Raw genomic sequence first — 12,309 nt, forward strand, 5'->3', positions numbered from 1 at the left:
GTAAATAAAAATGATCCGATTTAATCGTGCTATTAAGCCATTTTCTGTCATGAGCTTTGATTTAGACGACACTCTTTACAACAATCACCCCATTATAAAAGCAGCGGTTAAAGCGCAGCAAGATTATTTAAACGCGCTCCCGAGCTACTTAGCCCAAGGCCCAAAATACTGGCAACAATGCCGCAATGAGGCCGTATTAAAGTTACCTGAACTTGCTGATAACGTCACTAAATGGCGCCAACATACACTGCGCTTAGCCCTCTCTAAACTAGATTTGAACGAGCAAGAGGTAGAGCATCATGCCGATGCTGCCTACAACGCCTTTGCCAATGCGCGCAGTAAAATAGTGGTAACCGACGACGTACTAAAGCTGCTAGATAACTTAGCCCAGCACTTTACGCTGGTTGCTATAACTAATGGTAATGTTGAAATTGAACGCTTTAACTTACACGATAAATTTGAGCTTGTATTACAAGCCGGTATGCACGGTAAAGCAAAACCTCACAGCACCTTATTTGATAAAGCCGCCGAGCACTTAAACGTTGCTAAAAGTGAAATTTTACACATTGGCGATAGCCTAGATACCGACGTACAAGGCGCAAATAATGCCGGTTGCCAATCGGTATGGTTAAACGATCAAGGCGCCAATTATGCTTATAAAGGGCTGGCTGATATTGAAATAGCCAATATTCATGCCTTAACGCACTTTATTAAATAATACCAATTGCATTAAATAAGAGGTCACAATGAGCCACTATACCAAGCTAATTACCTTGCTATTAATTGGCTCACTTAGCCTTAACGCTTATTTATTGTGGCCGCAGCCCGCGCCAACCAAAGTACAAAAAACGCAAGGTGCTGAAAAAAGCATATCGTCTAAACAACAAAATACGCTATTAAATACGGCAAAGCAGCAGTTTAAAAAACACCAATTTGAAGCCGCACTTAGTAGCTATCAACAACTCAAAAACAGCAATCCAGAAATCGCAAAAAACCTTTATTCATCGTGGCTGATACAGCTTAAAACATGGCTAAATAGCAATTTATTACTCAGCGAATCATTTCTCAATGCGCTATTAAATAACAGCCCTTATAACGTAGAGTTACTTAATTTACAGGTTGAGTATTTAATAAATAGCGAGCAAACACAAAATGCCATTATTGCTTTATTTGAGCTTAATTCATTACAACCTGCTGATAAGCAAAGTAATGTAAATACACGTTTAAATACGCTCACTCAAAACGAATTACACACATTAACTGAGCAACAAAATTGGCAAGCTATTATTGAGCAAACACAAATTTGGCTTGATTATAAAAGCGATAACGCGCAGTTTTTATATCCGCTTGCGTATGCCTACTATCAGCAAGGCGATTTAATTAGCGCACAAGCAACCCTTGATCGAATGCCAAACCAGCACAATCTAAAAAGCCAAGTGCAAACACTGCAAGCGATGATCAATAAAGCACAATCGCAAGACGACTTCGTTGCTTTAACGCCGTATGGCGCGCATTACTTAATAAACACCGAAATAAATAATAACCTATCAACCGAACTAATGATTGATACAGGCGCAAGCGTAACCTCACTCCCTACAAGTATAATTGAGCAAATTTCGCCACAACCTTTGTATTTAGGCGATGTAACGGTCAACACAGCTAATGGTCAAATTGTTGTAAAGCGTTATCAAATTGAATCGTTTAAAGTGGGCTCGCAAATTATTTATGGTTTTGAAGTGTTGAGCATTGAAAACACCCGTGGGCAAGGTTTGCTAGGAATGAACTTTTTATCGCGATTTAAATTCAATATAAATCAGCAAACAGATGAGCTAGAGTTGAGCGCTAAATAATTAAAAATCCAAAGGTAACACATGACACTAAATAACTATTTAAAAGCACTTGCTGAAAACCCAAAAAGCATTCAATTTACCGATACAATGGCCGTGATAGAAGCAAATTACGACTTTACTGCATGTGGCTTTAATAACCATGGATTACTTAGCGCTGCGAGTGAGAACAACGGCTCATGTAAAATTTTTGCGTTTGCTAAATTAAACGATTTAAGCAAACAAAATACGTTGGATTGTTTTGGTAAGTTTTACCGAGAAGACGTGCTGCAAAACCCTAAAGGGGATGATCACATGAACATTCGCACGTTTATGTTAGCACCAGAGGCAACACCTTTTTTAGGTATTACCTTTGAAGGCAAGCCACTAAAAGAAAAATAGCCAACAAAAATTAAAGTGGCTTTTCCATAAAGTAACGCGTACCTGAGCGTGGGTAATTATTAAGTTGATACTTAACACTATAACCGCGCTTTTCATAAAAGGGTTTTGCTTGAAAATCAAGTGTATCAAGCTGAGAAGTTGTAGCACCTAGCTCAATAGCAGCTTGCTCAAGTGCCGTTAGCAATTTATCTGCAAGCCCTTTACCTCGTGCAATATCGCTACACCAAAGCCAACTAATCATCAGCCAGTTTCCAAACACACACCCACTAATACCGGCAACAAGCTCGCCCTGCTCATCAGTAAATTTATAGCCTAATGGCACTCTTTGCACATCAAAATGCTGGGCGTTAAATTCAACCATTTGTGCGCGAAGCGCTGAGTTTAACGCATCGGTATTATCTACTTTTAATTGATACATTTATCGCCCTTAAAAAGCAGATACTAGCAAATTAGCTCAATCAATAAAGATTATTTTTACCATAAGGTACTTCAAGCATATTGCTGCTGGTTTTATCCGGCTGGCCGCACATTTCGTCGTAAGCGCTTGTTTGCCTTAACATCATCTGTGCGTACGCTATTTTTTCAAAACGCTTTTGAACATGCAGTGGGCTGAGCGCTCTTAAAAACTCACCGCTGTCTTCTGTTACATAGTATTCAACGTTATTAATCATTACCGATACTTGATAAAGCGCCATATCTAACGAGTGAACAATAACTTTTTGTAGCGGCTCGTGCTTTTTTAACTGTGAAAATTTAATACCCATCTTGGCTACCTTTTTATATTTAACCTGAGTTCTGGTTATTTAACATTATCGATACGCAGCTTTGCTATAATCACGATCAAATTTTTATTAGCCGCTGGCGTCACACGTTATGAGCACAAAAATCCGACTCGCTAAATATATTGCCCATGCAGGTATTTGCTCTCGTAAACAGGCATCGCGCTTAATTGATGAAGGTGTGGTGACTGTAAATAATCGCCCAGCAAATCATATAGATCACGTTGATGAGCAAGACACAATAATAGTGAACGAAAAAGAAATTAAAGGTGCTGCCGATTTAGTTTATTTTGCGTACCACAAACCAGTAGGTATTGACTGTAAATTAAATATTGATGACCCTGCCAGCCTTATTCACCATTTGCCCACACTCACCCGTGTTTACCCTATTGGTCGATTAGATAAAGACTCTCGTGGTTTGCTTATTTTAACCAACGATGGGGATTTTTGTAATCAACTAATACATCCTGACTTCCACCAGCCTAAACATTATTTAGTCACCGTAAATAAGTCTTTAGACGATGCTTTTTGTAAAAAAATGGCAGCAGGCGTACCCGTTGATAAACACATAACCCTGCCTTGTGAGGTAAATAAAATAGCCAGTAATCAGTTTAGTATTGTTTTAAAACAAGGGCTAAACAGACAAATACGTAAAATGGCGCATTACTGCGGATACAAAGTAATTGATTTATTTAGAGTGCAATTTAGTGACCTCACCCTTTCAAAGCTAAACCTACCTGAAAACCAATATATACAAATTAATAAAACCGATATTTCAAAAATCTAATACCAAATCACTTAACTACATCTCAAAAAGTTAAAAAATAAACTTGCAAAAATAGATTACAGATGTAGTCTTAAATTAAAGATTACACTTGTAGGCGATAAAATGATTGAATTATCAAAAGCAGAGTTTGACGTGCTCGACGCACTTTGGATTAACTACCCCGCCACCGCGAGCCAAATAATTGAGCGCTTAAGTGACGATAAGCAATGGCACGAAAAAACCATTAAAACCCTGCTAGGTCGACTAGTAAAAAAAGGCGCACTTACATTTGAAAAAGAAGGTCGCCAATATATTTATACTCCCTGTATGGAGCGCGCCGACTACACCCTAAAAGAAAGCCAAAACTTTATTGAGCGATTTTTTAGTGGGCGTATTGCGCCACTTGTAAGTGGTTTTGCTAAATCGGAGCAGCTTTCTCAGCAAGATATAAACGAGCTTAAAAAAGTTATAGATGACTGGGAAAAAAACCAAAAATAAGGGATTAACATGGTTATTCAAACTGGTTTTAATTGGTTAATTGAGCAGCAATTACTATTAAGTATTTTGTTTTGTGGATTTATTTTACTTGAGCGATTTGCTTTAAAAGCCCTTGGCTCGCGGTTTGTATATAAATTAGCATGGCTATTACCTGCGGCATTAGTGATTGCTAATTTACCAAATGCGATTAAACCACTGCAAAATAGCAATATTAACCATTACTTAATCACCCCTAACCAGCCTTTTACAAACGAGGTAGGTATTAGCTGGGCGCTCATGTATGTACTTATTACCGCAGGGTTATTAATAGCTAGCTTTATTACGCATACCCGCTTTGTTAAAAGCCTGCAGTTAACTGAGTTAACCCAATTTGAAAGCACTCTTACCGCTGATGTTAAAACTTATACCAGCCAACATGTAGCCACGCCAATGGTGGTCGGTATTTTAAACAGCAAGCTGGTGTTACCGAGTAACTACAATACCCAGTTTGATAAAGCCACATTAGCGCTTATTTTAGAGCACGAAAACGTACACATAAAACGCAAAGACAACCTAACAAACGCACTTATGTTACTACCTACTATTTTACTTTGGTTTAACCCACTAGCTTGGTTTTGTTACGCAAGCATGCGCCGACTACAAGAGCTAACTTGTGATGAACGGGTACTTGCCAATAAAACCACACAACAACATATTTTATATAGCAAAGCCTTAATAAACTGCGCGGCAAATGCGCCCACAGGACTTATGGCTTATTCACACTACGGAGATAAAAAAACCATGTTACAACGACTTACTAATATAAAACACAGCGGGGAGCGTTCAAAGTTTGCTAAAGGTGGCTTATTACTTGTAGCCGCAAGCATGCTAAGCGGCTTAGCGATTGCAAAGCAACCAGAGGCAATGACTAAAGAGGATCACATTTCACCAACAATACGCATTGAACCTGCTTACCCAATACAAGCAGCCCAACAAGGGATCAGCGGCTCTGTTGTATTAAAATACGATATTGCAGCAAACGGTAAAACAAAAAACATTAGTGTTATTCAATCTAAACCTAAAGATGTTTTTGATAAATCAGCGAAAGAGGCGCTAGCAAAATGGAAATATAAAGCATCAGATTCAGGTTTTGAAGATGTACTTGTGCAACTAGATTTTGCGATTAATAGTGAAGTAGCGCCTACCGATTTAATTGAGCGAATTAAAGTATCGCATTAACACCTCGAGTTGTTCAAGACTACAAAGCAAGCGCCCTTTTAGGCTGCTTGCTTTGTGGTTTTACGCCATAAAGTTATAAGCTCACCACAATCATGGATATGGCTGTACCCAAACCAATAAACCACACTAATGAGCGAATTATATCTAGGTTCATATAGTAAAAAACGCAATACAAAATACGCGACACAATATGCGTAACCGCTAGCGTTTCGGTCACTGCACCTACAGAGTTAGTGCCCAGTACAACTGCAATAGCGACAGCAAAAACAGCAAGCGATTCAAAACAGTTTTGATGAGCAGCGAGCGCCCGTGCACCAAAGCCGGTTAATTTTGTTTGTTGCGCCCTTGGGTGTTTATTGTCGTATCGACCTAATTTGGCCATTGCTATAGCAACCGGCACTTTTGCAAAGTAAGGCATTAATACCGCAAGTAATGCACATACAACTAATGTTGTCATAATTTATCCTTTTGATGTTTCGGATAATTTAGCATAAGCGTAATAAAAAAGCCGCCAGATACGTTTTATGACAAACTCTGGCGGCTAACAATAACATCAGACCTACTATAGCTAAATTTATCCTCAAACCCATGCGACATAATGTCGCAGATGATGAATATTCAACATCATAGTTAATGCATCGCTTTACTTCACAAAGCTTGTTAACTTTACTGCCTTACATTTTAACGATGACGACCATGACCTGGATATTTTTCACTTTTTTAGCCGCCTTCATGCAAGCATGGCGTAATGCCCTGCAAAGTAAATTAAGTAACGATGTGAGTGTGGCTGGCGTAACACTCTCTCGCTTTATTATTGCAGGCCCTATTGCTGGCGTGTATTTATATGGTTTGTATCAATATCAAGATACCGCCATGCCTACGTTTAATAATGCCTTTTGGGGATTTATTGTAGGCGCAAGTGTGATGCAAATACTTGCCACTGGTTTAATGGTTAAGCTATTTAAAATGAATAATTACGCTGTAGGTGCTGGTCTTGCCAAAAGCGAGGCATTAGTAGCTGCTATTTTAGGTGTATTATTTTTTGGCTCGGCACTTTCTTTGCTCGGTTGGCTTGGTGTGTTTTTTGGCGCTATTGCCGTATTGCTACTCAGCGGCATAACAAGCGTTAAACACTTTAATGCTAAAACAGCATTACTAGGACTGGCTTGTGGTACTTGCTTTGCACTTACATCGCTATGGGTACGAGAAGCGAGTTTAAACTCAGGATTACTATTTCCTCACTCAGCAGCTTGGGTTTTACTGTTTGTAATTAGCTTACAAACACTAATACTACTGGGCTATTTATTATTAAAAGAGCCGCAAACACTTAGTAAACTATGGCAATACAAAGGTACTACAGCCGCAATTAGTGTTTTTAGTTGTGTCGGCTCTATTGGCTGGTTTAGTGCAATGAGCTTACAGCACGTTGCTTACGTTAAAACACTTGGACAGGTTGAAGTGTTTTTTACCATGCTAATTGCCGTACTTTGGTTAAAGCAGCCACTTAAGAAACAAGATACAGCAGGCTTAATACTCATAGCCATTGCCGCTGTTTTGGTTATGTTGCCGAATTAAGGGCATAAAAAAGCGCAGGCTTTTATACCTGCGCTGTTATAATTTTTTATCGCTTTAAGAACTGGTTCTAAGAGCTGATTTTTAGTGTTATCACACCACTAATAATCATTAATACTCCCGCAATACGACCAAATGTAGCGGCATCGTTATAAAACAATATACCCACTAAAAACGTACCGGCGGCGCCAATACCTGTCCATACGGCGTATGAGGTGCCCATTGATATTTGCCTTTGTGCAAGCCACAACATAAAACCACTAGCGACTAAAAATACCACCGCTATTGCTATGCCTTGCCAGCGTGTATCAGCGTTTTGCGAAATTTTTAAGCCAATCGGCCAGCCAATTTCAAGTAACCCAGCAATAATTAAGTACACCCACGCCATTAAACGTCTCTCTTTTTAACAATCACTTCGTATAAATCTTCGCGGCGATCTTTTAAGTTACGCACTGTGCCTTCGCTGTGAAGTATTTTAAGCTTATCCATATCAAGGTCACTAAATAGCAGCATTTCGGTGTTTGGTGTGGCTTCGTTAAGTGTTGCATCGTGCGGGAACGAAAAGTCCGATGGCGTTAATACCGCCGATTGTGAGTACTGCACATCAAGACTTTCTACCTCTGGTAAATTACCCACCGAACCTGCAATTACCACATAACATTCGTTTTCTATTGCACGCGCTTGTGCACAGTGGCGCACACGTAAATAACTGTTTTTAGTATCAGTCCAAAATGGCACAAACAGAATATCTAACCCTTGTTTGGCCAATATGCGTGAAAGCTCAGGAAACTCTACATCGTAACAAATTTGAATACCTACACGACCAGCATCGGTATCAAACACGGCAATTTTGTCGCCGCCTTGAATAACCCAATCGTTTTGCTCATGCGGGGTAATATGTATTTTACGTTGCTCGTCTATTTTACCGCTACGATGGCACAGGTAACTTACGTTATAAATTTTATCATCTTCGGCAAGTGGCATAGAGCCGGTAATAATATTGGCGTTGTATTCTATTGCCATACGCGACATGGCGTTTTTAAATGTTTCGGTGTATTCCGCTAAATAGCGAATCGCTTCTGTTTGATTACTTTGATTCCCTAGCCCCATTAGTGGCGCATTAAAAAACTCAGGGAATAATATAAAGTCACTTTTGTAGTCAGATACGGTATCTACAAAGTATTCAACCTGCTTTAGCATTTCTTCAACTGATTCAACGCAACGCATTTGCCATTGCACAGCACCTACTCGCACGATTGATTTAGTTGACTCAAGTACCGTGTCTGTTGGCTCATACATGATGTTATTCCACTCAAGTAAAGTAGCGTAACCAACGGACTCTTGATCCTCCGGTAAATACTTTTTAAGTAAGCGTTTTACCTGAAAATCGTTAGATAACTGAAAACTCAAAATAGGATCGTATAGTTCTTTTTGATCTACTTTTGCAATGTATTCCATTGGCGTCATTTCACTGCTGTGATTGTAATAACGCGGAATACGCCCACCAGCTAAAATAGCGCGTAAGTTATATTGGCGGCACAATTCTTTACGGGCATCATAAAGGCGACGACCTAAACGCATGCCTCTGTGACTTTCGCTAATAGCAACATCTAAGCCGTATAGCGCATCGCCGTCGGTATCGCTAAATACACGGTCGTGACCGTCTGCAATATCTTCGTATGTATGCGGGTTTGAAAAACGCGTGTAATCAACCTGCACGCTTAATGCTAAGCCCACCAGCACGCCGTCATCTACAATACCTATTTGCCCTTCAGGAAATTGGTCTATTAATCTAAAAATGGTATGACTTGGCCACGCACCGCCTAGGTCGGGATACGCTTGATCCATCAAGGTTTTAATTTGCGGATATTGCTCTCTGGTTAAGTTACAAATTTCAAGATGGGTTTTTTCTGCCGACATACACAACTCCTTTGGGCATAAGAAAATAAAAGCCGAATGTACGTTAAAGTACACTCAGCTTTGTATCATGTTTTTTACGTTACGCGTACTACTTTAAGCTACGATAAAAAAGTGTGGTTACTTTCTCTTTTGGTAACCAGCCTGCGTATTCAAGATTCAGCTCAGCCAATGGATCGGCTTTAAGTACTTGCTCTAAGCTTGCATTATTTTGCATTGCTTTTAGCATTACGTCTTTCGCGTTTTGAACTAGCTTACCATACGCTATCAGTCCTGAACGGTCACTTACCTTGCCGTGTCCTGGTATTACTTTAGTGTTGTCGTCAATTTGATTAACTACATCGTTTACTGCCGCTAAAATACCATCAACGCTGCCGCCGCTATCTACATCAACAAACGGTAAGCTACCAAAATTAAAGTAAATGTCGCCCATGTGCACTATGTTGTCGTTACTAAAAAAGATAACCGAATCGCCATCGGTGTGTGCATGTTCGTAATGCACTACATGGGCGTGTTCGTTATTAAAATGCAGTTTTAAGTCATGACCAAAACTAATGCGCGGTAAAAAGTCAGACCCTTCCCCGTGCTGCTCTTCTAGACGTTTGTGTACATTGTCGTGCGCTATAACGTGCGCGCCCGCTTTAGCAAAGTTCTCGTTGCCACCGGTATGATCGCCATGATGGTGAGTATTAATAACAAACTCTGCACTGCCTGGTTTTAAATCGCTAATGGTTTTTTTAATATCATCTGAGAGTTTGGCAAACTGATCATCAATAATATAAATGCCATCATCACCTACACTTGCTGCAATATTACCGCCTTGCCCAAATAGTACGTATACATGCTCACTTAGCTTTTGTGCTGTTACTGGGCCATCATCTGCTTGCGCTGTAGTGCTTAGTAATAAACCTGTTATTAATGCGGGTAGTATTTTTTTCATTTTAGTTCTCTGTTGTTTTATTGGTAATTATATAGAACGTGTTTAGCTATACTTTAGTTCATCGTGTCGGCTTTATTACTATTTGATGTATTAACTCTTGAGGCAATAAAGGCGTATGCTTACCTTCTACGTAATCACTAAACCCCGCTCTGTAAAATTCAGAAAGAGGGTGCCCCGATTGCCCACCGGGAATAGCTAAAATTGCATGCTCTAAATGCCCAGGTTGAGCAATAAAACGCTGCGATGCGCCAAAACTACGCCCTTGTACGGCGGGCATATAACTATCTCCAAAACCCGCTGCTGTGGGCATATTTAATAACTTAGCAAGTAACGGCATTTGCTTTGCAAACGGATGCTCTATCACTAACTCATTTACCTTGCCCCACTGCCAGTTTTGTACGTTATTACCAAATTGTTCTGTAAGCTTAGTAATAGTTTGGCTAAATGCTCCTTGTAACTGCTCATCCCAGCTTTTAAATTGTGGGTTTATCCATGCGTCGGGCTTGTTGTTTATAAGCTGCCAAACAGCGGGCTCTAAATCTCGTTTTACGTATTTAAGTGTGCCTTGTTGTTTATTTAATTCATCTTCCATATTGCTAAATAAAATATTAATCACTTCATCGCGGTAGCGCTTAACTAAGGTATACCCTGTGGAGGTTGAACACGCACATTGCTGCCAGTTTTCAAGCGCTGTTATATATTGCTGATTTTTAGTTATATCGGCTTTTAATTGCTTTAATAGCAGAGCATGCCAAGGCATTAAAAAGCGAGCTTGATTATCAAGTTGTAATGCGTAAAAGTCGCTCTCAGCAAATGTTTGTTTTTCAAATAATCTATCGCGAATTTGACTCGAACGTGCGCCGAGTGCATAACCACCATTACCAAAACGCGAGTCATCCTCAGCCGATACCACGCGAGAATTACCAGTCCATAATCGACCGTTTTGCGGGTTTTTAATAAAAGGGCGTTGTAATTCATTTTGCTGCCAAAGCGCTGAGTAGTCATCGGCATTTACGCCAAGCACACTTGGCGCTTTACGAGCAGGTATACCGCCCATGTTTTTCCACGCTGCGCTACCTTGGCTGTCTACCACCATTAGGTTTTGCACCGGAATGCCCACATCGCTTGCTACAGCAAGTGCATCATCTACCGTTTTGGCTTGCTCTAATTTTAATAACTGCATATTAACGGCATAAGGCTGATGGGCAGCCCAGCTCAACGCATAAGGTTTTTCGTTAATATATTTTACAGGTCCGTATTCACTGAGTATTAATGAATAGTTTTCAACCTCCCCATCGGGTAATGCAATCGATTCATCAACTTGCCATGTTTTACTATCATCGTTTAATGCAATCCAATCGGCAGTATCTAAATAACCGTTAGTAAATCCCCATGCAACATTGTTGTTAGTGCCAACAACAATGGCTGGTGCTCCGGGCAGCGATACTCCGGTTACCTGAGTCTGCTCACCACTGTGCATGTAATTTAATTGTGCCCTGTACCAAATTACAGGTACTGCCATCGATAAATGCATATCATCCGACACCATACCAGCACCTGTTTTAGTAAGCGCCCCTGTAACAGCCCAGTTGTTACTGCCGCGCTCTTGGTTAGCTTCAATACTTTTAACTATATGCTTTGTTTGAGTTGGAAAGGTAGGTATGCCGCCGTTATAAGGCGCTAATTTGCTGCCATCAAGCGCGGCTTGGTACTTACTCGGTTGCGTTAAAAAATCAACCATTTGCTTTGTGTATGCTTGCTCAATTTGAATAAGTGCTTGGTCGCGCTCAAATGTGGCGCTTTGTAAATCAAGGTACATGCTAAATATCACAAGTAGGCTGTCTTCACTTTGCCATGGCTTTTGCGCTGCACCTGTTAGTAAATATTCAAAGCTTGAATACCCTACTTGCGCTAAGCCTTCGTTTACACCTTGAGCGTAACTTTTAAGTAATTGCTTATCTGCCTCTGGCAAGGTTTGTAAAATAATTTGGCTGCGTTTACGTAATTGATGAAAACGTATTTTTTTATCGAGCCCCAACGCTGCTTGGCCAAATAATTCACTTAACTCACCTGCGGCATTACGCCTTAGTAAATCCATTTGAAAAAATCGGTCTTGCCCATGCGCATAACCTAAACCGTAGGCGGCGTCGTTTCGGCTATTGGCGTTTATTACTGCTTGCCCTAATGCATCTCGCGAAATTTTTACAGGCTCTGCTACCGCGTTACTGCGTCCGTTTCCATCAAGGGCGGGTAAACTTAAACTAAGTACCCCATAAACAACAGCGGTACTTGCCAGCCCTAATATCACAATTAATAACAACAAGCGTTTGATTACTTTAAACATCACCGTTTCCTTTGCACGTTTTGACCAAGCGTTAAGCACATATAATA

Annotated in this window: 14 protein-coding genes; 7 read left to right on the forward strand and 7 right to left on the reverse strand. The window is 40.2% G+C overall.

What is annotated here, in order from left to right; all coding sequences use genetic code 11:
* The first annotated feature begins 10 nt into the window (after window positions 1-10).
* The 3 genes from H5120_RS11540 to H5120_RS11550 are packed head-to-tail and all read left to right on the forward strand — an operon-like array spanning window position 11 to window position 2,228.
* The gene (locus H5120_RS11540) at window positions 11-718 is read left to right on the forward strand and encodes an HAD-IA family hydrolase (RefSeq protein WP_182674465.1); all 708 of its coding nucleotides are present in this window, start codon (window positions 11-13) and stop codon (window positions 716-718) included.
* A 28-nt stretch (window positions 719-746) separates the two neighbouring features.
* Window positions 747-1,850, forward strand: coding sequence for a retroviral-like aspartic protease family protein (locus H5120_RS11545; protein WP_182674468.1), 1,104 nt, complete (start codon window positions 747-749; stop codon window positions 1,848-1,850).
* Between the two features lie 21 nt (window positions 1,851-1,871).
* Entirely contained in the window at window positions 1,872-2,228 is a 357-nt protein-coding gene (locus tag H5120_RS11550; protein ID WP_008136149.1) for a HopJ type III effector protein, read from the forward strand.
* Between the two features lie 10 nt (window positions 2,229-2,238).
* Here H5120_RS11550 and H5120_RS11555 read toward each other — a convergent pair whose 3' ends face one another.
* Complete coding sequence (locus tag H5120_RS11555; protein ID WP_182672083.1) at window positions 2,239-2,646, reverse strand: GNAT family N-acetyltransferase; 408 nt, start codon at window positions 2,644-2,646, stop codon at window positions 2,239-2,241.
* A gap of 40 nt (window positions 2,647-2,686) precedes the next feature.
* Window positions 2,687-2,992, reverse strand: a complete 306-nt coding sequence (locus H5120_RS11560) for a DUF6482 family protein (protein WP_002961002.1) — start codon at window positions 2,990-2,992, stop codon at window positions 2,687-2,689.
* 109 nt (window positions 2,993-3,101) lie between these two features.
* Between H5120_RS11560 and H5120_RS11565 the strand changes: the two genes are divergently transcribed.
* The 3 genes from H5120_RS11565 to H5120_RS11575 all read left to right on the forward strand — a co-directional run bounded on the left by H5120_RS11565 (window position 3,102) and on the right by H5120_RS11575 (window position 5,489).
* Complete coding sequence (locus H5120_RS11565) at window positions 3,102-3,794, forward strand: pseudouridine synthase (protein ID WP_182674470.1); 693 nt, start codon at window positions 3,102-3,104, stop codon at window positions 3,792-3,794.
* A 102-nt stretch (window positions 3,795-3,896) separates the two neighbouring features.
* Entirely contained in the window at window positions 3,897-4,271 is a 375-nt protein-coding gene (locus H5120_RS11570; protein ID WP_007377323.1) for a BlaI/MecI/CopY family transcriptional regulator, read from the forward strand.
* 9 nt (window positions 4,272-4,280) lie between these two features.
* Window positions 4,281-5,489, forward strand: coding sequence for a TonB family protein (locus H5120_RS11575; protein WP_182674472.1), 1,209 nt, complete (start codon window positions 4,281-4,283; stop codon window positions 5,487-5,489).
* 73 nt (window positions 5,490-5,562) lie between these two features.
* Here the strand turns inward: H5120_RS11575 and H5120_RS11580 are convergent, their stop codons facing one another.
* The gene (locus H5120_RS11580) at window positions 5,563-5,946 is read right to left on the reverse strand and encodes an MAPEG family protein (protein WP_182674474.1); all 384 of its coding nucleotides are present in this window, start codon (window positions 5,944-5,946) and stop codon (window positions 5,563-5,565) included.
* Between the two features lie 239 nt (window positions 5,947-6,185).
* Here H5120_RS11580 and H5120_RS11585 point away from each other — a divergent pair, with 239 nt between their 5' ends.
* Window positions 6,186-7,064, forward strand: a complete 879-nt coding sequence (locus tag H5120_RS11585) for a DMT family transporter (RefSeq protein ID WP_182696179.1) — start codon at window positions 6,186-6,188, stop codon at window positions 7,062-7,064.
* A 67-nt stretch (window positions 7,065-7,131) separates the two neighbouring features.
* Here the strand turns inward: H5120_RS11585 and H5120_RS11590 are convergent, their stop codons facing one another.
* From H5120_RS11590 to H5120_RS11605, 4 genes are all read right to left on the reverse strand, one after another.
* A complete protein-coding gene (locus H5120_RS11590) occupies window positions 7,132-7,449 on the reverse strand; it encodes a multidrug efflux SMR transporter (RefSeq protein WP_002962354.1) in 318 nt (105 codons plus the stop codon).
* Window positions 7,449-8,981 carry a bifunctional GNAT family N-acetyltransferase/carbon-nitrogen hydrolase family protein gene (locus H5120_RS11595; protein WP_024595458.1) on the reverse strand — a complete coding sequence of 511 codons (1,533 nt, stop codon included), beginning with the start codon at window positions 8,979-8,981 and terminating at the stop codon, window positions 7,449-7,451. The genes H5120_RS11590 and H5120_RS11595 overlap by 1 nt, the downstream gene beginning before the upstream one ends.
* Window positions 8,982-9,069: 88 nt before the next feature.
* A complete protein-coding gene (locus H5120_RS11600) occupies window positions 9,070-9,918 on the reverse strand; it encodes an MBL fold metallo-hydrolase (protein ID WP_039486908.1) in 849 nt (282 codons plus the stop codon).
* A 58-nt stretch (window positions 9,919-9,976) separates the two neighbouring features.
* On the reverse strand, window positions 9,977-12,262 hold the full coding sequence (locus tag H5120_RS11605; RefSeq protein WP_182674476.1) for a penicillin acylase family protein: 2,286 nt from the start codon (window positions 12,260-12,262) through the stop codon (window positions 9,977-9,979).
* Window positions 12,263-12,309: the final 47 nt, after the last annotated feature.

Source organism: Pseudoalteromonas sp. SR43-2 (assembly GCF_014163885.1).
GTDB classification, from domain to species: domain Bacteria; phylum Pseudomonadota; class Gammaproteobacteria; order Enterobacterales; family Alteromonadaceae; genus Pseudoalteromonas; species Pseudoalteromonas distincta.